The 20,921-nt window shown below is 44.9% G+C and carries 14 protein-coding genes; 9 read left to right on the forward strand and 5 right to left on the reverse strand.

Features of this window, described 5'->3' with window-relative positions:
* Nucleotides 1-35 precede the first annotated feature (35 nt).
* From IEX80_RS17865 to IEX80_RS17880, 4 genes are all read left to right on the forward strand, one after another.
* Nucleotides 36-2,543, forward strand: a complete 2,508-nt coding sequence (locus tag IEX80_RS17865) for an XrtN-dependent VIT domain-containing protein (RefSeq protein WP_188833657.1) — start codon at nucleotides 36-38, stop codon at nucleotides 2,541-2,543.
* On the forward strand, nucleotides 2,524-3,879 hold the full coding sequence (gene xrtN, locus IEX80_RS17870; RefSeq protein ID WP_188833658.1) for an exosortase N: 1,356 nt from the start codon (nucleotides 2,524-2,526) through the stop codon (nucleotides 3,877-3,879). Before IEX80_RS17865 ends, xrtN begins: the two co-directional genes overlap by 20 nt.
* Before the next feature lie 222 nt (nucleotides 3,880-4,101).
* On the forward strand, nucleotides 4,102-4,521 hold the full coding sequence (locus tag IEX80_RS17875) for a cobalamin B12-binding domain-containing protein (protein WP_091166978.1): 420 nt from the start codon (nucleotides 4,102-4,104) through the stop codon (nucleotides 4,519-4,521).
* A 5-nt stretch (nucleotides 4,522-4,526) separates the two neighbouring features.
* Complete coding sequence (locus IEX80_RS17880) at nucleotides 4,527-5,309, forward strand: enoyl-CoA hydratase/isomerase family protein (RefSeq protein ID WP_188833659.1); 783 nt, start codon at nucleotides 4,527-4,529, stop codon at nucleotides 5,307-5,309.
* Nucleotides 5,310-5,494: 185 nt separating this feature from the next.
* Here IEX80_RS17880 and IEX80_RS17885 read toward each other — a convergent pair whose 3' ends face one another.
* Nucleotides 5,495-7,153, reverse strand: a complete 1,659-nt coding sequence (locus IEX80_RS17885; RefSeq protein WP_188833660.1) for a glutamine--tRNA ligase/YqeY domain fusion protein — start codon at nucleotides 7,151-7,153, stop codon at nucleotides 5,495-5,497.
* Nucleotides 7,154-7,585: 432 nt separating this feature from the next.
* On the opposite strand from IEX80_RS17885, the gene acs reads away from it, so the two are divergent.
* Complete coding sequence (acs, locus tag IEX80_RS17890) at nucleotides 7,586-9,553, forward strand: acetate--CoA ligase (RefSeq protein ID WP_262892457.1); 1,968 nt, start codon at nucleotides 7,586-7,588, stop codon at nucleotides 9,551-9,553.
* A gap of 13 nt (nucleotides 9,554-9,566) precedes the next feature.
* Here the strand turns inward: acs and IEX80_RS17895 are convergent, their stop codons facing one another.
* Nucleotides 9,567-10,883, reverse strand: a complete 1,317-nt coding sequence (locus tag IEX80_RS17895; protein ID WP_090532403.1) for an amino acid permease — start codon at nucleotides 10,881-10,883, stop codon at nucleotides 9,567-9,569.
* 194 nt (nucleotides 10,884-11,077) lie between these two features.
* On the opposite strand from IEX80_RS17895, the gene IEX80_RS17900 reads away from it, so the two are divergent.
* The 4 genes from IEX80_RS17900 to IEX80_RS17915 all read left to right on the forward strand — a co-directional run bounded on the left by IEX80_RS17900 (nucleotide 11,078) and on the right by IEX80_RS17915 (nucleotide 17,800).
* Nucleotides 11,078-12,829, forward strand: coding sequence for a PQQ-dependent sugar dehydrogenase (locus IEX80_RS17900; RefSeq protein ID WP_188833662.1), 1,752 nt, complete (start codon nucleotides 11,078-11,080; stop codon nucleotides 12,827-12,829).
* A gap of 60 nt (nucleotides 12,830-12,889) precedes the next feature.
* Nucleotides 12,890-14,563, forward strand: a complete 1,674-nt coding sequence (locus IEX80_RS17905) for a tetratricopeptide repeat protein (protein WP_188833663.1) — start codon at nucleotides 12,890-12,892, stop codon at nucleotides 14,561-14,563.
* A 116-nt stretch (nucleotides 14,564-14,679) separates the two neighbouring features.
* Nucleotides 14,680-16,278 carry a S8 family peptidase gene (locus IEX80_RS17910; RefSeq protein WP_188833664.1) on the forward strand — a complete coding sequence of 533 codons (1,599 nt, stop codon included), beginning with the start codon at nucleotides 14,680-14,682 and terminating at the stop codon, nucleotides 16,276-16,278.
* A 13-nt stretch (nucleotides 16,279-16,291) separates the two neighbouring features.
* The gene (locus tag IEX80_RS17915; RefSeq protein WP_188833665.1) at nucleotides 16,292-17,800 is read left to right on the forward strand and encodes a carboxylesterase/lipase family protein; all 1,509 of its coding nucleotides are present in this window, start codon (nucleotides 16,292-16,294) and stop codon (nucleotides 17,798-17,800) included.
* Nucleotides 17,801-18,245: 445 nt separating this feature from the next.
* On the opposite strand, the gene IEX80_RS17920 is transcribed toward IEX80_RS17915, so the two are convergent.
* The 3 genes from IEX80_RS17920 to IEX80_RS17930 all read right to left on the reverse strand — a co-directional run bounded on the left by IEX80_RS17920 (nucleotide 18,246) and on the right by IEX80_RS17930 (nucleotide 20,870).
* A complete protein-coding gene (locus IEX80_RS17920; RefSeq protein ID WP_229701671.1) occupies nucleotides 18,246-18,476 on the reverse strand; it encodes a hypothetical protein in 231 nt (76 codons plus the stop codon).
* 55 nt (nucleotides 18,477-18,531) lie between these two features.
* Entirely contained in the window at nucleotides 18,532-19,467 is a 936-nt protein-coding gene (locus IEX80_RS17925) for a DUF6268 family outer membrane beta-barrel protein (RefSeq protein WP_188833666.1), read from the reverse strand.
* A 236-nt stretch (nucleotides 19,468-19,703) separates the two neighbouring features.
* Complete coding sequence (locus tag IEX80_RS17930) at nucleotides 19,704-20,870, reverse strand: DegT/DnrJ/EryC1/StrS family aminotransferase (protein ID WP_188833667.1); 1,167 nt, start codon at nucleotides 20,868-20,870, stop codon at nucleotides 19,704-19,706.
* Nucleotides 20,871-20,921: the final 51 nt, after the last annotated feature.

A 20,921-nucleotide genomic window follows, 5' to 3' on the forward strand; every position in this document is an offset into this window, starting at 1 on the left:
ACTTTGAAATACAAAGTACTTTTAATTTATAAAATATGAAAAACCTTAAAGCAATTTTATTTGAAGATAGTGTTGTTAAACTTGGCCTAATCCTAATCACTATATCTGCCGGATTCTTCCTTATGGAGGGGTCCGGCCTTTTTGAACTTACCGAAGGAACTGCTTTTGGTGCTTTTTGCTTCAATTACTCCGCCTCACTTGTGTTTTTCTTTGTGGTGATATATAAAGGATTCAGGCGCTTACATTATTGGGTGCTCCTCCTGGCACTTTGGTTCATCAGCGCGTTCGCACTTAACCTGAGCATCCCTGTTTTCAACACTTCGGTTACCTGGCTGTCGGTTGTTATCTGTATCTCCACAATCAGCATTATACTTTCTGTATTTATGAATGAGCTCAGTTCAAAAATGAAACACGTGGTGACATTTTTCCTGGGGATGGCTTTCCTGCTTTTTATTTATTACAGCGTATACCTTACCTCCATGTATCTCATCGGCATTTTTGCAGCTATCGCGCTGGGGCTTTCGCTGCATGTTTTTGTGCCGATGGGTTTGGCTATAGTAACGTTTATCACCATTAAAAGAACAGTAAGGGGCAGCAAGTCCTTAAAAATGGCATTGGGGGCTGGCCTGTTAGTGCCTGTCATTGCATGCAGCATATTTATATGGCAATGGAAAAGCATCAATAACCAGGTTAACCTTGCTATCAATCACAATACACTGTCTGAAGGCAAACTGCCGACCTGGGTGGTGATCAGTCAAAATATCCCTAAAAACGCTATAGCGCAACGGATCATCAAAGCGGGCATCGTGTATAAAACTGCCAACCTTAGTGATAGCTGGTATTGGGGCGATTGGAATAAAGCCTCATTCGATGAACCAATGCAGCATGATCCTTTTATAGTGATAGCAAGCCTGTTTGGCGGCGACTTAAACCTTGACGAAAAGGAGCGGATAAAAATATTAGAAGCCATGTATGATTCCCGCCACCAGGCGCAGGAACGGCTTTGGAGCGGGGATAAGCTAAAAACGGCTAACGTGATCACCAATGTTAAAATCTTTCCTGAATACCGCTTAGCTTATACCGAAAAAACACTAACCGTACATAACACCGAAAAAGGAGGAGTACGGGCCTGGGCGGGCAAACAAGAAGCCATCTATACATTCCATGTTCCGGAGGGTTCGGTGGTTAGTTCTTTATCATTATGGATAGACGGTAAAGAACAGCAATCAAGATTAACCACTAAAGGTAAAGTCGAATCGGCTTATCGTGAGATTGTGGGTGTTGAGCAGCATGACCCATCGGTAATTCACTGGCAGGAGGGCAATACAGTAACGGCACGAATTTTTCCATGTACTCCCGAAGAAAACCGCAAATTCAGGGTGGGGATCACCAGTCCACTGCGCAAACAGGGCGATATGTTTACCTATGAAAGCGGTTATTTCGATGGCCCATCGCCCGAAGACGCAACCGAAGCCATCCAGGTATCTTTTTCGAAGAAACCTGAAAGCCTCCACATGCCAAACTTTGATGAGATCAGCGAAGGCGTTTATACTGCCGACCGGCCTTATCAACCGGATGAGCAGATCACATTTAAAGCCCCGCCGCTTGCCGATATGCCGTTCGCATTTGCAGGCAAAGGCTATCAGCTGAAAGATTATGTGCCTCAAACCACAAACTTTAACCCGGAAGCCGTCTACCTCGACCTTAACGCAAGCTGGTCGGCCAGCGAACTGGACGAGCTTTGGCCGGCCATCAAAACCAAAAAAGTTTACTATTACGATGGCAAGCTTGAGGCTTTGACTGAAGATAACCGTGACAATGTTTACAGCAGGATGGGCAAACTCAACTTCAGTATGTTCCCGGTTAATGAGATCAAACACCCCGAAAGTTCATTGCTGATTACCAAATGCGCCGAAACCTCTCCTAACCTGCGCGACCTTGACGAATCGGAGTTTGGCAAAGCATTAACCAGCTATCTGCCGGGTGCAAAACAATTGCAGTTATACAATATCGGCACCAACCTAACACCTTATTTAAAGGCATTGAAAGAGATGCGGGTATTCACTTATAACGAAGGAGATGTAGCAACGCTGCAAAGTAAGCTCACAAAACATGAATTTAGCCATTCGCAGGAAGATTCAACTCATGTTGTGCTCGCTCAATCGGGTTTAGTTATTGAACAAACTGGCGATACTTTAAAAGCAGGCAATGCGCCTGACCACCTGCTACGCCTGTTTGCTTATAACGATATTATGAAAAAGGTTGGTCCGCATTATTTTGATAAAACCTATGTGCAGCCGGATATTATCGATGAGGCTAACCAGGCTTTTATAGCCTCGCCTGTTTCGAGCCTTATTGTACTCGAAACTCAAAAAGATTATGAACGCTTCGGGATTGATGAAAATAAGAACAGCCTTCAAAACGCTTCTGCAAAATCATCGGGCGCAGTACCCGAACCCGGTGAGTGGTTGTTGATCCTGGTTGTAATAGCGGTGATAAATTTCTTAGTATATAAGAGCAAGCATGTTCAGCCGGAGCTATAATTTGCAGGAGTATATCTCATTTAAATTAACCGGCAGCAGGCTAATCATCAGTAGCTGCTGGTTAATATACATTGGCATTGCAGCGAGGTTAGGTATCATTTATTTTAAGTGGGATGCCAATACGGTGCTTGGCCTGGCGCTGCTGCCTTATATCTGCAAGGTAAAGCGTGGGAGCCTTTCATTAAGGCACCTCGTCCCGGCCATTGTTTTTACAACAGTTGCCATTTATTTTCCGGTTAAAACAAATTTGTTCCTGGCCTTGCTGTTTTCTGCACTGCTTTTCTTTGAGAACTTAAAAGGAAAAATAAGCCTGGTATTGTTCCTGTTGTTATTGCTCATTTCACCCGCGTTCGAATATGTCAGTAATACATTCAGCTTTCCTTTAAGGATCTGGCTTAGTGAAGTAGCAGCCTCTCTGCTTGCATCTATGGGAATGGAAGCCAGCGCTGCAGGCAACATCATCCGGTTTAAAGGTTTCGAATTTTCTGTGGACCAGGCCTGCGCAGGTTTGCATATGCTTGCCACCTCGTTCATGATCTGCCTGTTTATAATAGCTCATTACCAGCGGCAGGCGGCAAAGCAATTGCACCTGGTGTGGATCTTGTTTTTGTTGGTGCTTACTTTTGCGCTCAACATCCTGTGCAACCTTTGCCGTATCCTGCTGCTGGTTTTTTTCAAAATACCGGCTGGTACAACGATGCATGACCTGACCGGGATTATCTGCCTGCTCATTTACGTGGTATTGCCTTTATTGTTCCTTTCTTCTTTCGTATTGAAACGAACCGAAAAGCCGTACATCGACCTCCGATTTTATAAAACCATCAGGCTGGCGCCGGATGAACTGCGCTTCCCGCTGATACACCTTGCTTTGGCCGTGGCGTTGGTTGTAATAACTATAAACATCAAATCGATAGATGACCTGGAGGACAAAAGCGTAAGTAACGTATCCTTACCCGGTTATAAAAAATCGGTACTGGAAAGCGGGGTAATTAAATTTGAAAATACCGGTGCGCTGGTTTATGTGAAACCCTCTCGATTTTATTGCCCCGAACATGACCCCATGATTTGCTGGCAGGGAAGCGGTTATATTTTCAGTACGATAAAAAAGGAAGTAATTGCCGGTCGGCAGGTTTATTTAGGAGTGCTTACCAAGGCAAAGGATAAGATTTACGCTGCCTGGTGGTTTGATAATGGTAACATGAAATCAATCAATGAGTTTGAATGGCGATGGGCAGCAGCAAAAGGAGCCAAGCCGTTTTACCTGGTAAACGTTAACGCAGCTACAGAAGCCGCATTGTTAGAGGCCGTGAAGAATTTGCCGGCTATTAAACAATAAATGAAAAATTTTACACTAATTTTTACGTATTAATCGAATTGAATCAATTTTATATTCGTGTAATTCGATTAATTGTGGAGATCTTATAAAGCATTTGTGTAGAAATTTTTTAATATAAAATTGGTAAAACGGATCGAATTATGAGGTTTCCCTACATTGCATGAAACATAAATAAACTTCCATAATTTTCTTATTACTTTTACAAAAACCAATAGGTTATTCATGAGTAATACCTTTAACCGACCAATCCGTGTTTTAGTTGCCAAAGTAGGGCTCGATGGCCATGACCGCGGCGCGCGCATTATTGCCACTTCGCTGCGCGATGCAGGTATGGAAGTTATTTATACCGGGCTACGCCAAACCCCCGAAATGGTGGTGAATACAGCCCTGCAGGAAGATGTGGACGCCATTGGCATTTCTATACTTTCGGGCGCGCACATGACGGTATTTCCGCGCATCATTAATCTCATTAAAGAGAAAAAAATGGATGATGTTTTGGTTACCGGCGGTGGTATTATTCCGCATGAAGATATGCTTGAGCTGCAAAAGCTGGGTGTTGGCGAGCTTTTTCCGCCCGGCACCAGTACGCAGGATATTGTAAAATATATAACCGGTTGGGTACATGAACACCGCAATTTCTAATACCTATGGAATTTCAAAATTTACTGATAGCAAACAAGGGCCGCGTTCAACAAATCACCATTAACCGCGAAAGCAAACTGAACGCTCTTAATAAAGATACGCTGGCCGAACTGCATAGCGCTTTTACTGAAGCTTTCCAAAATCCGGAGGTAGGTGGTATCATCATTACCGGAGCCGGACCAAAAGCATTTGTTGCCGGGGCTGATATCAGTGAGTTTGCAGCGCTGAATATTGAAGGGGGGGCACAGCTTTCGCGTACTGGCCACACCGCAGTTTTTGATTTAATAGCAAACGGCAGCAAGCCTGTAATAGCAGCGGTAAATGGGTTTGCTTTGGGCGGTGGGCTCGAACTGGCCATGGCCTGCCACATCCGCATAGCATCTGACAATGCTAAAATGGGCCTGCCTGAAGTTACTTTGGGGCTGATTCCTGGTTATGGTGGTACACAACGCCTTACCCAACTGGTTGGTAAAGGCAAAGCGATGGAAATGATCCTGACCGCAGATATGATCACCGCGGGCGATGCCCTGCAATATGGCCTGGTTACCCACGTAGTTAACCCCGAAGAACTATTAACTAAAGCCGAAGAGATCCTGAATAAAATATTATCCCGTGCCCCTTTAGCCCTTGCGGCAGCTATCCGCAGTATCAATGCCGCTTATACCGATGGCGTTAACGGCTACGAAACTGAAATAACCGAATTTGGGAAATGCTTCGGCACAAAAGATTTTCAAGAAGGCGTAGCAGCCTTTATGGAAAAACGGAAGGCTGAATTTAAAGGAGAATAGAAGCTAAAAGCTGAAAACTCAAGGCTATGCCGTTGTCGTCGTCACGGGTGTCCGGAACACAAAAAACATGTCATTGCGAGGAGGAACGACGAAGCAATCGCATGCTATACAGGGCGGATATTCTTCCGTGCGATTGCCACGCTACGCTCGCAATGACATGATTTTTTTAAGGGGGCCAGGGGTGATTACTTTTTACCCCAACCGTCCTTCAATGTAACGGTGCGGTTAAACACCAGTTTATCATCAGTCGAGTTTTTATCTAAAGTAAAATAGCCTTTTCGCATAAACTGAACCGGCTTGCCTAACTCGGCATTAACTAAATCTGGTTCAATGTATACGGTTGATAATACATGCAGGCTGTTAGGGTTGATATAATCTTTAAAGTCGCCATCCTCATTTGAAGGGTCTTCAACCTGGAATAAACGGTCGTATAACCTCACCTCGGCAGTTTTGGCGTGTTCAACACTCACCCAGTGGATGGTGCCTTTTACATTAATGCCGCTGGTATCATGGCCCGATTTTGATTCGGGCAGGTAGCTGCAATGAATTTCGGTGATATTACCATCGGCATCTTTAACAATGCTTTCACCTTTAATGATATAAGCGTTTTTAAGGCGAACCATCAGCCCGATACCCAGGCGGAAGAACTTTTTAGGTGCAACCTCCATAAAATCCTCACGCTCTATCCACAACTCACGGCCGAAAGGGATATCCCTGCCGCCGTCACCGCCTTCAACTTCGGGGTTATTTTCGCCATGCATCACTTCGGTTTCGCCTTCGGGATAATTATCCAGGATCAGCTTAACCGGATCAAGCACAGCCATACGGCGCCATGCGGTTTTGTTCAGGTCCTCGCGGATACAGAACTCCAGCAAGCCAACATCTATCATGTTTTCGCGTTTGGCAACGCCAATACGCTCGCAAAACTCACGGATAGAAGCAGGAGTATAACCACGGCGACGTAAACCACTGATGGTAGGCATACGCGGATCGTCCCAGCCATCAACATAGTTTTCGTTAACCAGCTGCAGCAATTTGCGCTTGCTCATTACCGTATAATTAAGGTTTAAGCGGGCGAACTCGTATTGTTTTGACGGGAAAATATTCAGTTTTTCAATAAACCAATCGTACAATGGACGGTGAGGTACAAACTCCAGCGTACAGATAGAGTGTGTGATCTCTTCAATAGCATCCGATTGTCCGTGAGCAAAATCATACATGGGGTAAATACACCATTTATCGCCTGTACGATGGTGATGAGCGTGTTTAATACGGTACATCAATGGGTCGCGCAGGTGCATGTTGGGCGATGCCAGGTCAACCTTAGCACGCAGTACTTTCGCGCCGTCGGGGTATTTGCCATCCTTCATATCGGCAAACAGCTGCAGGTTTTCTTCTACTGAGCGACTGCGGTACTGGTTGGGCGTACCCGGTTCGGTAGGCGTACCTTTCTGGGCGGCTATTTCTTCGGCTGTGCTGTCATCAACATAGGCCAGGTTATTTTTGATCAGTTCGACAGCGAAGTTGTATAGCTGATCGAAATAATCAGAAGCATAAAGCTCATTGGCCCAATCAAAGCCAAGCCATTTTACATCTTCCTTAATACTGTCAACATATTCAATATCCTCCTTAACGGGGTTGGTATCGTCAAAACGGAGGTTGGTAAGGCCATTGTATTTTTTTGCCAAACCAAAGTTAAGACAAATTGACTTGGCATGACCAATATGCAGGTAACCATTAGGTTCGGGCGGGAAACGGGTAAGTACACGGTTGTCGTTTTTACCGGCAGCCAAATCTTCTTCAACAATTTCCTCTATAAAGTTCAGTGATCTTTCTTCGCTCATAAATTAGTATAGCAATATGAGCAAAAGTAACAAAATTTTAGGCGGCTGTGCGCATTATCATAGCATATTCGGTTGTGTATTATTGGCCAGTCAAAACAGGAAGCCATGCCGGATTTATCGGTGCCCCACATGCCGGGTATCCAATGCAAGGAGATGGCCCTCCCAATCGGGTTTATAACATGGGCGTTGCCTGCGGCCCGGGCTATCCGTTGCAAGTCCTCGCATTGCCCCTACGCTCCCCCTCGTTCGCTGCGGGCTTTCCACTTCTATCCCTAACGCGCCTCCTGCACAAACCAATAACAATACCAAAATCTAAAGCCTGCAATAGTCCAATTCTTACTTTTTAAAATATTTTAAAAAGTAAGAATTTTAATATATACATCACACATAAATTATTAAATTACGCCCACCATTTAAACCAGCATGAAACTGGTGCGGGGCAACAAAAAAAAAAACAATTTAAACCCGGAACAGCTTCATCAACCAAACAACCAACCGATGAAAATTACATCATTTGAAGAGTACAAAAAAGTTTACCAGCAAAGTGTTGAGCAGCCCGAGCAGTTTTGGGCCGGCATTGCCGATAATTTTTTATGGCAAAAAAAGTGGGACACCGTACTGGACTGGAACTTTAAGGAGCCTAAGATCAAATGGTTCCAGGGTGCAAAACTCAATATTACCGAAAACTGTCTCGACCGTCACCTCGAAACTCTTGGCGATAAACCGGCCATCATCTGGGAACCTAACGACCCGGAAGAGGATCACCGCATTTTAACATACCGCCAGTTGCATGATAAGGTTTGCCAGTTTGCCAACGTACTTAAAAATAACGGCGCAAAAAAAGGTGACCGTGTTTGTATTTATATGCCCATGATCCCCGAGCTGGCTATTGCTGTTTTGGCTTGTGCGCGTATCGGTGCTATCCACTCGGTAGTGTTTGGTGGTTTTTCTGCACAGTCCATTGCCGATAGGATCAATGATGCTGAATGTACTATCGTAATCACTTGCGATGGCGGCAAACGCGGCAACAAGGAAGTGCCGCTCAAAACTGTGATTGATGATGCTTTGGTACAATGCCGTTCGGTTAAAAAAGTGATTGTGCTTACCCGCAGCCGCACGCCGGTATCCATGATCAAAGGCCGCGATGTTTGGTGGGAAGATGAGATCAAAAAAGTGGAAACACAAGGTAACCCAAGCTGCCCTGCCGAGGTAATGGATGCCGAAGATATGCTCTTCATCCTGTACACATCTGGCTCAACCGGTAAACCCAAAGGAGTGGTACATACCTGTGGCGGCTATATGGTTTATACCGGTTATACTTTTGCCAACGTATTCCAGTACAACCAGGGCGAGGTATATTTCTGTACTGCCGATATCGGCTGGATCACCGGTCACTCTTATATCGTATATGGCCCGCTTTCGCAGGGCGCTACCACGCTGATGTTTGAAGGGATCCCAACTTATCCTGATTGCGGTCGTTTCTGGGAGATTGTAGATAAATTCAAAGTAAATATATTATATACCGCGCCGACAGCTATCCGCTCTCTGATGAGTTTTGGGCTGGACAATGTAAATAATAAAGACCTGAGCTCACTCAAAAAATTAGGCTCTGTAGGTGAGCCTATCAATGAAGAAGCATGGCATTGGTTTGATGACAATATCGGCAAAAACCGCTGCCCGATTGTTGACACCTGGTGGCAAACCGAAAATGGCGGTATCATGATTTCTCCTATCGCCGGCATTACCCCAACCAAACCGGGTTATGCTACCTTGCCGTTACCAGGCGTGCAACCCGTGTTGGTTGACGAAAACGGCAAAGTGATTGAAGGCAACGGTGTAAGCGGCAACCTGTGTATCAAATTTCCGTGGCCGGGCATGCTGCGCACTACTTATGGCGATCATGAGCGCTGCCGCACCACTTACTTCGCCACTTACGAAAACATGTATTTCACCGGGGATGGCTGTCTGCGCGATGAGGACGGCTATTACCGCATTACCGGTCGCGTGGATGACGTACTGAACGTATCCGGCCACCGTATAGGCACTGCCGAAGTGGAGAATGCCATCAACATGCATAGTAGCGTAGTTGAATCGGCGGTGGTTGGCTATCCGCACGATATTAAAGGCCAGGGTGTTTATGCCTATGTGGTGAGCCCCGATAAGCATGGCGATGAGGACATTACCCGCAAGGACATCATCATGACGGTATCCCGTATCATTGGCCCGATAGCCAAACCGGATAAGATCCAGTTTGTAACCGGCTTGCCAAAAACCCGTTCGGGCAAGATCATGCGCCGCATTTTGCGCAAGATAGCCGAGGGGGATACCTCAAACCTGGGCGATACCAGTACCTTGCTTGATCCGGCAGTAGTTGACGAGATCAAGGCAGGGGCCTTATAATATTTAAGAAAAACTAATTCGCATTTTTTGTGAATGCGGCCCAAACATAAAACGGGATCCCGGCCATCAGCAGTAAAAAGCCGTAATATACAGCTTCCTGCCCGGCTCCCGCAATAGCCCAAAGCGCATAGGCAAAAGCCAGCATAGCCAGTGCTATAGCTCCGGCCCAGCCCCCTGCCTTTGGGCTTTTTCGTACCCGGATAACCAGGTAAGCCGCTGCCGATAACAAATAGGGGATCAAAACGCTCAACAGCGAAAGCAGCAGCAGGAATTTAAATTGTGTTACCAGGCCTTTGGTATAATTCATGGTCATGAACAGTGATACCATGATACTGCTGATGATAATACCCATATAAGGTACACCCTTTTTATTAGTGCGGCTGAATATCGGCGGGAAAAGTTGATCTTTTGAAATGGCATAAGGCACTTGCCCCTGCAATAACGTCCAGCCGTTCAGCGAGCCGAAAGCGGCGATGGCAATACCTGCGCTTACCCAGTAGCGGGCGCTGCTGCCGTAGATGATCACCGCGGTATCGGCATAGGGCGTAAGTGATTTTTGCAGCTGCGCCGCCGGGATAATACCGATAACGCTTACACTCCCCAGTATATAGATAAAGGTGGTGATGAGCAGCCCCAGCATGGTTGCCCTGGCCACTGTTTTTTCGGGATTGGCCACGCTGCCCGACGGTACGGTGGCGCTTTCAATACCAATAAACGCAAACATAGTCATGGTAGCGGTTGCCTGCAGGGCGCTGACTATGCCTGTCCCGCTGGCGTTAAAAGGTTTAAAGTTGGCCGCCTTAATGAAAAACAAACCGCCGATAGCTACCAGCAACAGTGGTAACACCTTTAAAATGGTGGTAACCAATTGCAGCTTGCCGCCGGTAACGACGCCCAATGTATTGATATAAGCTAATAACCAGATAGAACATAAACCGGTAATCACAGCAATAACACTGCTGCTTCCCAATATTGGAAAAAAGGTACTTAAGGCGCTCACAAACGAAATAGTAATGGCCGCGTTGGCGCAGGCCACAGCAAGGTAATATCCCCAGGCCACTAAAAATCCAATAAAATCGCCCAGCCCGTCACGGGTGTAGGCATACGGCCCGCCGGTAGCATGGGGCAACAGCTTGCTCAGGTTACTGAAAACCCGGGCTAAAAAGAACGAGCCTATTGCCGAGAACACCCAGCCCAGCAAACCAATACTCCCGAACGAAGCCATAGCCGCCGGCATCAGGAAAATACCTGCGCCAATCATATTGCCAATCACCAGCGAAGTACTGGTCCACAGGCCTAATTTGTTTTTTTCGGGATGTGTTTCGGGCATGGATCTTTTGTTTTGTTGAAAAGATAGGACTTTTTGGGATAATATGATATCCTTACATCCGGCCCATGTTATAATATTTAGTCTCTCAGGCAATAAAAATGAATCTTCCTAAACATTTACCTGCAAAATCGCTTTTATAGCAGGACATTGCCGTTTAATACCAATCCTGCATTTAGATAACCTGTTCGTCTCAAATGAAAAGCAAAAAAACTCTGACCGGCGTGATGCTGGTGCTGTGTGCACTGTTGATTATCAGTTTTAAAAATATAGGCCATAACACTGTACCGCCTGCTGCTGACACCACCAATGGCGGCTTATTCCTGCCCGGCAAATTTAAAGCGGTTGTGGTGGTAGATAGTTTGGAAGGCCGCGCACGTCATATCGCGGTGAACACCAATGGCGATGTTTATGTAAAACTCCGCTTCCCCGATTCTATCGGCGGCAACGTTGCCCTGCGTGATACTAACGGCGATGGCCGGGCAGACATCATTAAAAAGTTTGCCAATTACGAAGATAAAGGCCCCTATGGTACAGGCATGCGCGTACATAAAGGATACCTGTACTTCAGCTCGGAGGCAAATGTTTATCGAACCAAATTAAATCCGCAAACATTGGTACCCGATGCCCCGCTCGAATTGATTTTACATGATGCTACCGCCCCGCATGAGCATGACGCTAAGCCATTGGCCTTTGATAATGCCGGGCACATGTACGTGGCATTTGGCGCACCCTCAAACGCCTGCCAGGAGCAAAACAGGGTGCCCGGTTCAAAAGGGATCAAGAGTTGCCCCTTGCTGCAGCAATATGGGGGCATCTGGCAATTTGATGAGGCTAAACCTAATCAAGTACAGGCTGATGGGATCCGCTATGCCACAGGTATGCGCAGCGTTGTTGCTATGGACTGGAATACTGCCGACAATTGCCTGTACGTGGTGGCCCATGGCCGCGACGACCTGCGTCTGCAGTTTCCTAAAATATTCAGCGCCTGGCAAAGCGCGGTGCTGCCTGCTGAAGAGTTTATAAAAGTAAAAAAGGGCACTGATGTAGGCTGGCCCTACTACTATTATGATCCCATTAAAAAGAAAAAACTTCTGAACCCCGAATATGGCGGCGATGGCATAAAAGCCGGCAACGGCGCTAAATACACCCAGCCTATCATGGCTTTCCCCGCGCACTGGGCCCCCAACGACCTGTTTTTTTATACCGGTGATCAGTTCCCGGCAAGATATAAAAACGGGGCTTTTATTGCTTTTCATGGTTCAACCAACAGATCGCCTTACCCACAGGCTGGCTTTTTTGTATGCTTTGTACCCTTTAAAAACGGCAAACCTTTTGGGCAATGGGAAATTTTTGCCGATGGCTTTACCGGAAAAAACACGGTAGTAAGCGTAAGTGACGCGGCTTACCGGCCAATGGGGCTGGCCATGGGGCCGGATGGCTCCTTATACATCAGCGAAACAGAGGAAGGAAAGATCTGGAAAATTTCCTACACGGGTAACAAAGCCGGGTTTGGCAAGGCCGAACTTGCCAAAATGGAGCTCCGTAAAAAACTTCCGGGTTTCAGGTTGCCCGATGTTTTAAAGAGCGATTTGCAAACCGGCATGCTCAAAGGTGGCGCTAAAATTTACAATACCTATTGTGCCAACTGTCACCAAAAAAACGGCCGGGGCGATGGTAATATGATCCCGCCGCTTAGCGGATCGGAATGGGTAACCGGTGGTAAGTTTATGGAAAAAGACCTCGCTATAAGGGTACTGCTTAACGGCCTGGATGGCCCTATCAAAGTGAAAAACAGGCCTTACAACAGCGCCATGCCCAAGCATAATTTTTTAAGCGATGCTGATATCGCTGCGGTACTTACCTATATCCGCAATAATTTTGGTAATAACAGCAGCCTGGTTACCGCGGCTGAGGTAAAAAAGGTTAGGGCCGAGCTGGGCAAATAGGATTAAGCCGGGAACCCATTTCCATTTTTTAATATTAACCGGATATGCTATTTTTATAGCATGACCTTATCATTCAAACCAATAGCTTTTTGGCTGTTAATTTTAGCCCCCTTAACCACCTGGGCTTTAGTACCGGCGGATACTTCCAGTAAAAAAAATTCCGTACCAATAACTGCACCTGGTTACCAGATCAGCGACTATGCATCCTATTTAAAAGAGGCTATCACCTGTTTCAGGCAAGACAGCATTGATAAAGGAATGATGTTACTATCCAAAAGCATTAAAAACATCACCTTACAAAAAGATGTAACGCGGATCATGCCCTATCAGGGCTATGAAGTTTTTAGCCTTGTTAAGGATATTGCCGACAATAGCAATCTTTCGCCTGCGGAAAAACAACTGGGGAAAGATTTTTTTAAACTGGTATTCACATCACAGCCCGGCGATAAAAATGCCGATAAAATTTTAGACGGCTTTTTTAAAAATGCCCCTAACACCGTTTTTGCTAAACGATTAAAATTACTTACCGCGTCATTTAAAGGAAAATCGGCTGCAGGTACTGAATTGAACCGGCTGCTAAAGGACAGCCCGGGATTGATTTCGGCCAACACAATGAAAGCAGAAATGTTGTTTGATGAACATAAATACCGAGAATGTATAACGTATTGTGATCAAATATTGGCGGTATGGCCACAGTATGCCCATGCATACCAGATGCGGGCTAAGTGCTATTATAATCTTGATGAGCTTGACAAGGCGGTAGCTGATTACGACCAGGCCATTAAGTTTTTCCCGGGCTATTTTGTACTTTATTATGACCGGGCCGACTGCCTGATCGACCTTGAAAAATATAAGGAAGCAGCAACTGATCTGCGATTGACATTACGGTTAAAGCCCAATTATAGTTGGACTTACTACAACCTTACCAGGTGCTACAAAAATATGGATATGCCGGATAGCGCCCTTTATTTTATCAATCAGCATATTAACCAAAATGCCGACGACGGTGATGGTTATAACCTGAAAGGTGATATTTACTGCGACAGAAACGAATACGAAACAGCTATCAGTCTTTACACACAGGCCATCAACCTGGAACCCGACCGACGGACTTTTTATGTTGATCGCGGCGACGCTTATTATTACGCAGATAAATTGGATGATGCCATAAAAGATCTCCAAAAAGCTATCAGCATTGATAAATCATATCCTTTTCCATACGACAGGATAGGTGATTGCTACTATCAGAAAAAGCAATATGAAACAGCCATAACTTATCATCAGAAAGCAGTAAAGGCCGACCCAACCTATAAATACGCCTACGTAGGGCTCAATTTAAGTTATACGCAATCGGGTAACTACCTGGCAGCTATTGATGCCGCCAAAAAAGCAATAGCTATTGACAGCACTTATGCCAATGCCTTGGGTAACCTGGGGTGGTCATGTTATTGTGCTGGTAAATTTGATGACTGTATAAAATATTCTTACAAGGCGCTGAAATATCAGGATGACGCCACTTACGCCATGTTTAATATAGCGCTTGCCACACTTGCAAAAGGCGAAACAGGCAAAGCGAAACAATTGTATACAGGTTTTATAAAAATCTGTAAAGAAAAGAACTATGAGATAAGGGATGGTGCCACCGACGATTTACGGGAACTGATCAGGAAAAAGGTTTACGTAGAAGAATCAAAATTTATAATTGAACATATTTTTGAGCAAAAAGTAGAGTGATCAGAAAGATATTTTTTCCTGAAAACGTGTTAAAATCACCAAACCCGCACATTTTTTAAACAATTAAAAACCTACTTTAGAGTTTTTGTACTTATAAACTATTACTGAAAGTATTAATGATAAACAATTTTCCGCTTAAAAAGCTTGTGCTGGTAGCCGGGCTTTGCTTACCTGTATTCACTTATGCACAGGAAGCTCCAAAAACAAAACCTAACTGGCAAAACCTTGATCTTAAAACCGATTCTGTATTTGGGATCAGTACCGAAAAAGCATACAACGAACTGTTAAAAGGCAAAAAACACGTTACCGTGCTGGTAGCCGTAATTGATGGGGGCATTGATGTGGACCATGAGGACCTTAAAAAGGTGATCTGGAACAACCCGCAAGAAACCGCCGCGAATAAAAAGGATGATGATAAAAACGGTTATGCTGATGACATGCACGGCTGGGATTTTATTGGCTCGGCCAAGGGAGATGTACATTATGATAACCTGGAGCTAACCCGCCTTGTACGGATCAACAACGCCCGCTTTGCCAATGCCGACAGTACGAAACTTACTGGTAAAGACCTTGCCGATTTTAAAGCATACAGCGCTATGAAAGCTGATATGGATAAGCAGGTTGCCAAAGCACAGCAAACCTATACGGTGATCAATAAATTCAACACCCTGCTTGATGGGGTATTGACGAAGCTGGGCAATCAAAACCCAAGCCTTGATGATATCACCAAATTTGAGCCTAAAGATAATGGCGAGGCCTATGTTAAACGTGTATTGGTAAGCGCCCTGCCTTCGTTTAAAAATGTAGCCGAGTTCAGGGAGAAAGAGGTAAACGGCGGCTTAACTCACTTTAAAGAGCAGTTGGATTATCACCTCAACCTTAATTTCAATTCAAGAGATACCGTGGGCGATAACTATAACAATGCTAATGAGCGTTTTTATGGCAATAATGACGTAACCGGCCCGGATGCTGATCATGGCACCCACGTTGCCGGGATCATTGGCGCGATACGGGATAACAATCTTGGTGTTATGGGTGTGGCCAACGATGTAGCTATCATGTCGGTACGTACAGTGCCTACCGGCGATGAACGCGATAAGGATGTAGCAAACGCCATTCGTTATGCTGCGGCTAACGGCGCTAAGGTCATCAACATGAGCTTCGGCAAAAGTTACTCGTACAATAAAAAAGCAGTTGATGATGCAGTAAAATTTGCGTTAAGCAAGGATGTGTTGCTTGTACATGCCGCAGGTAATGACAACAATAACACCGAAGTTGAACTGAACGTCCCTAACCGTATTTATGAGGACAAAAGCGGCGTAGCCGGTGCCTGGATAGAAGTTGGCGCATCGGGCCCTAAAGACGATGAAACGCTGAAAGCGTCCTTCTCCAATTATGGCAAAACCAGTGTTGATGTGTTTGCACCGGGAGTAGCCATCAATTCAACCACACCAAAATCAGCCTATGCCGAGCATGATGGTACCAGTATGGCGGCACCGGTTGTAACCGGGCTGGCGGCGCTCATCCGTTCATATTATCCAAAATTAACGGCTGTACAGGTTAAGGAGATCATCATGAAATCGGTAGTGAAAATATCACATAATGTGGAGATTAAAGATGGAGAGACTAAAAAAGAAGTTCCGTTTACCGATCTTTGTGTAACCGGCGGCGTTGTTAATGCTTATAACGCGCTACAGCTGGCTGCCACTTATTAAGATCAACCATTTTATGAAAAATATCATCCGCTTGATTCCGGTATACACGTTTTTACTGGGCATATTTTTAGGTTTTACCACCTCTGCCCAAACAGTTGTAACAAAAGTATCAGGTGGATGGATAAAAGGCATCGAAGAAGGGTCAACCCTGGTGTTTAAAGGCATCCCGTATGCTAAACCACCGGTTGGCCCTTTGCGTTTTATGCCCCCTCAGCCCATGACGGCATGGAAGGACACGCTTTCATGCGAAAAATTTGGAAGCCCGGCATCGCAGGGTGGCGGCACAGGCGGACTAAAAGGCAGCGAAGATTGCCTGACATTGAACGTTTATACACCAACAACAGCAAGGGATGCCAGGCTTCCGGTGCTGGTATGGGTACATGGCGGCTCGCTTACAGGCGGCTCGGGTATGGGGATGAACGGGCACGCCTTTGCCGACGATGACAGCGTTGTTACCGTTACCATTAATTATCGCCTTGGCGTTTTCGGCTTTATGTATTTGGGCGATGTAAACAAATCCTACCAATCATCCGGCAATAATGGATTGCTCGATCTGATCATGGCGCTGAAATGGATCAGGCAAAATATTGCAGCTATGGGCGGCGATGCTTCGAAGGTTACCGTCATGGGCGAATCGGCGGGGGCTAAACTCACCAGTGCCCTGTTGGCAACACCGCAATCCAAAGGCTATTTCAACCAGCAGATTTTAGAAAGTGGCGCCGTGCAATGCATCCGGGATTCTGTTACGGCTAAGGGCATCAGGCAGCGGCTAATGACCGAGCTGGGTGTTAGCAAACCTGCCGATCTCCTCAAAATCTCCGCCGAAAAACTTATAGCAGCACAGGCAAACATCAGAAATGGGGCACAGGGTACCAACTATTTTGGCCCGGTGATAGATGGCGCGGTGATTTCGCAGGATCCATATCAATATATCCTCAAAAACAGGAATGATAAAGTACGCTTCCTGATCGGTACCAATAAGTTTGAAAGTAAAATGTTTATGAATTTTGATAAACGCCTCAACCACCCCGATAGCACCGTGCTATATGGTTGGTTTGGTGATAATTACCGTTATATTTTATCAACCTTTGAAAGTGAGGCTAAAAATGGCAATGCAGATAGCGCTGCCATAAAAGTACTCACCCAATACATGTACCAGATGCACAGCTACCGGCTGGCTAACACATTAGCACAGGCAGGCAGCCACGTTTGGATGTACCGTTTTGATTACAAGCGCGATGGTACCGGTGCAACCCATGCCGATGAATTAGGCTATGTTTGGTTTTTACCCAAACAAAACAATTTTAACGATACAGAACTAAAACTGGCTAACCAAATACACCAAACCTGGGTAAACTTTATAAAAGGCAAAGCTCCGGGCCAGGTTAATGATAAGCAATGGCCTCATTTTGTAGCAGGCGAAAATAATATCATGGTTTTTGATACCGTTTCGGGACCAACGCAGCTTAACGATATTTACAACGACAGGACCCATCCTTCTTCCTGCTTTGTGCTGAAATAATTGCCCTGGATGCAGTTTAAAATGGTTTGATAAAATCTTATTGAAAAAGCCGTCATTGCTGTAACGAAGCAATCCCCGGTTAGCAGAGTTGCTCCGTATAGTTCGGGATTGCTTCGTTTCTTATAATGGCATGATTGTAAGCTATTGATTATTAAGTATATTTTTCGATTGATTTTATAGATTTGGGCGTTGCCTGCGGCCCGGGCTTTACGTTACAAGTCCTCGCTTTTCCCGCCCGCAATCCCAATCCACGCTGTGGGCTTTACACTGCAATCCTTAACGCGGCCCCACACATAATATCCCTAAAATATATTTTACATGCCATAACGGCTTTTTTCAGGTTACCTTGATGCTTTCTCAATGACGCGTTTCATCTGTTTTTTAACAGCTCTTCGGGTTTATTTGACAAGCGAACAGGAATACAAGCATTATAATCCGGGTATGTTTATTCGAGCGGCTGGCATTTGTAGCCATAATCTTTAAGGATGCCCACGACCGATTGCGGTGAAACATCCGGGCCCTCTATCCTCAATACTTTATCACAATCTTCCAGGTCAAAATTTACACTGCTATTGGTAATGCGGTTTTGGAGCAGGCCTACCAATTTTGCTGCCTGCGCCGGATCCTCAACATTTGTTTTAAAAACCTCGACCATTAAATTAATAGTTGTTTCCATTGCTGCGGTTGATTGATGTTATACGTTGATAAGGAATACTTGCGCCTGCTTCGGGTTAAAACCGGTAGCTGATCCCCGATTCGACGGTGAAGCCGGTCTTTTTTAATTCGGCCAGGGGAACACGTTTGTTCAGGTCGTTAAATGGAGCCCAGTTAACTTTTTGATCTTTGTTGTACAAGTCAAGCTGCTGCACAAAATTGTAACCACCGCTTATTTGTACCGAAAAGTTTTTAGCCAGCTGGTAATTATAAAAAAGCGTGTTTTTATACTGCTGTACCTGTAAATAATTTGACCCGGTTTTTTTTGATAGGCGATACGAGCCCCCGCCAATGCCAAAGTCGCTGCTGAAACCAATGATACTTTTATCGTTGAGCTGGTACTTTAATTTTTCGGAAACGGGCAGGGTGCCGCTAAGGCTCAGTTTTTCGCTGATCTGCCATTCTATCCCGATAACCGGTAGCAGTATCGTACCAAAAAACTGCCTTGAATAACCCACACCTACGGCGTAGGAAAAGGTTTTAGACTTACGGATCTTGAGCATGGCAAAGCCTGAATATAGCATGTCTTCGCCCGAAACATCTTTCAGGTCGGATGATAAGGTAGGGATTGCTGATACCAGCAGCGCGTACTTTGCAGAAAACGATTTTTGAAAAGTGATGGGCACCGAAATAGAATAAAAATCAGTACCGCCGAATGATTTTCCTGTTCCGGATAAGGAAAGCCCGCTGTAACTAACGCCGGCAAGTAAAAAATCAAGCTTTCCGTCCCTGAAATTATTTATCAGCGGTACGTTGAGCGAAGCATTCACTTGCCTGATGTTCATGTTTTTATTTTTAACGGTAAACGGCGAGTAGGAGTAACCGGCATCAAATGATCCGATTTTGGGCTTAAATACAGAATCGGCATTGGTTGCCGTTTTTTGCTGGGCACCTGCAGTAAATTTAAACGAAATCAAAAAGATAACAAGATAGATCAGAGATGTTGCTTTCATAGCATTTGTGTTGTTAAGACGATTATTAAAATTTGTCTCTTAAACACGCCTGAAGCGTTTTACCCTCATTGCTGTTGATGATATTTTTTTAAAGTGGATTTGGATGGGTGGGGTGGGATAGTTCGGGCTATTTTTTATTAATAAACGGACATCTTTCGGCCAGGGATATGGTTAAGCAATTGAAGCCCAGTTATGGAAAACGTTAAAGCGCCACAACCTGTCAGCATAAAAAGAGATTAGCGCGAAAAATTGATTATTAGTTGTATTAGTTTATTACGATCTTTTGCACTCATAGCGGGATATACTGGTAAATAAACAAGATTGTCTAATGCTAATTCTTCAGGTTTGGGAACGCCGCCCGCCTCGCTCAACTTGATTAAGCTTGATGCTTTTTGCGAAGCATCAAAACCGTTATTACGCAAGTGTTTGATCAGTGCGTCCGGATTATGGGTTTCAACAGGCATCACCCAGTAAGAATGCCTCTTGTTCTCAAAACCAATTTTATAATTATCGGGGATCTTTGATAAAATATCTTTGGCTAATTGGATCCTTTTAGTAATACTATTTTGATCAAAGTTAGCAAGCTTTTTTCGGAGCAGCCTTTGATTTGGCGAGGAAGGCTGATGCCGGATCTGTCTAAAAATATCGTTGCCGGGGAAGCCTTTTGTAAAGCCACCTAATACCTGTTCAAAGTCCTTTCCCAAAGCCATTACTAAATTATAAAACCCGGTATAAATACCTTTATTGGTGAGCAGCTTTACAAACAGCACTTTAAAAAGCTTTTTAAAATAGCCTGCAGTACTTTGTTGATGGTAGCGCCTATTTTGCGCAACAACCTCAGCGTACAAAGCCGGGTCTTTTATTTTGATCATCGCCCCGCTAATAGCCGTATTGGTTTTAATAAAGCCAAAGCTAAACATCACTACGTCTGATGCGGGATTCCCGCTATATAAATTACCGGCATATGCTTGTGCGCAATCCTCAAATATAATAAGGTTATGCTTTTTTGCTATGGCAACTATCGCTTCAATTTCCATGATACCGCCAAAAAGGTGAGTGATCAGTATGGCTTTGGTTGCAGGTGTAATTGCTGCTTCCACCTGGGCCGGGGACATATTTAAGGTATACTTATTAACCGGGATGGGAACAAGCGTTAATTCGTGCCAGTTAATTATGGCGAACATATCCGGGATATTGATATCAGTAACAATCATCTCGAAGCCCGGCGGAAAATTCAAAGCGTTTAATACCAGATCGATTCCAGTTCTCACCGAGAGGCAAACCATTTCGTTAGCGCATTGATCAGCATCCGGCCCTGGTGAGCGAAAGCGATCAGTAAGGCAGTAATAAGCACCTTCAACCAAATTCTTATAGCTGATATATAATTTACCTCTGGGTATCATGTTACATTTATATACGCGGCTATAATTATAATTGAAAGTAATGATATATTA

The organism is Mucilaginibacter rubeus (genome assembly GCF_014643835.1).
Lineage (GTDB): Bacteria > Bacteroidota > Bacteroidia > Sphingobacteriales > Sphingobacteriaceae > Mucilaginibacter > Mucilaginibacter rubeus.

Bases quoted from the DNA above. Each gene is read 5' to 3' on its own strand.
- IEX80_RS17865 (WP_188833657.1), top strand. From the start codon at position 36: ATGAAAAACCTTAAAGCAATTTTATTTGAAGATAGTGTTGTTAAACTT.
- xrtN (WP_188833658.1), top strand. From the start codon at position 2,524: ATGTTCAGCCGGAGCTATAATTTGCAGGAGTATATCTCATTTAAATTA.
- IEX80_RS17875 (WP_091166978.1), top strand. From the start codon at position 4,102: ATGAGTAATACCTTTAACCGACCAATCCGTGTTTTAGTTGCCAAAGTA.
- IEX80_RS17880 (WP_188833659.1), top strand. From the start codon at position 4,527: ATGGAATTTCAAAATTTACTGATAGCAAACAAGGGCCGCGTTCAACAA.
- IEX80_RS17885 (WP_188833660.1), bottom strand. From the start codon at position 7,153: ATGAGCGAAGAAAGATCACTGAACTTTATAGAGGAAATTGTTGAAGAA.
- IEX80_RS17895 (WP_090532403.1), bottom strand. From the start codon at position 10,883: ATGCCCGAAACACATCCCGAAAAAAACAAATTAGGCCTGTGGACCAGT.
- IEX80_RS17900 (WP_188833662.1), top strand. From the start codon at position 11,078: ATGAAAAGCAAAAAAACTCTGACCGGCGTGATGCTGGTGCTGTGTGCA.
- IEX80_RS17905 (WP_188833663.1), top strand. From the start codon at position 12,890: ATGACCTTATCATTCAAACCAATAGCTTTTTGGCTGTTAATTTTAGCC.
- IEX80_RS17910 (WP_188833664.1), top strand. From the start codon at position 14,680: ATGATAAACAATTTTCCGCTTAAAAAGCTTGTGCTGGTAGCCGGGCTT.
- IEX80_RS17915 (WP_188833665.1), top strand. From the start codon at position 16,292: ATGAAAAATATCATCCGCTTGATTCCGGTATACACGTTTTTACTGGGC.
- IEX80_RS17920 (WP_229701671.1), bottom strand. From the start codon at position 18,476: ATGGAAACAACTATTAATTTAATGGTCGAGGTTTTTAAAACAAATGTT.
- IEX80_RS17925 (WP_188833666.1), bottom strand. From the start codon at position 19,467: ATGAAAGCAACATCTCTGATCTATCTTGTTATCTTTTTGATTTCGTTT.
- IEX80_RS17930 (WP_188833667.1), bottom strand. From the start codon at position 20,870: ATGATACCCAGAGGTAAATTATATATCAGCTATAAGAATTTGGTTGAA.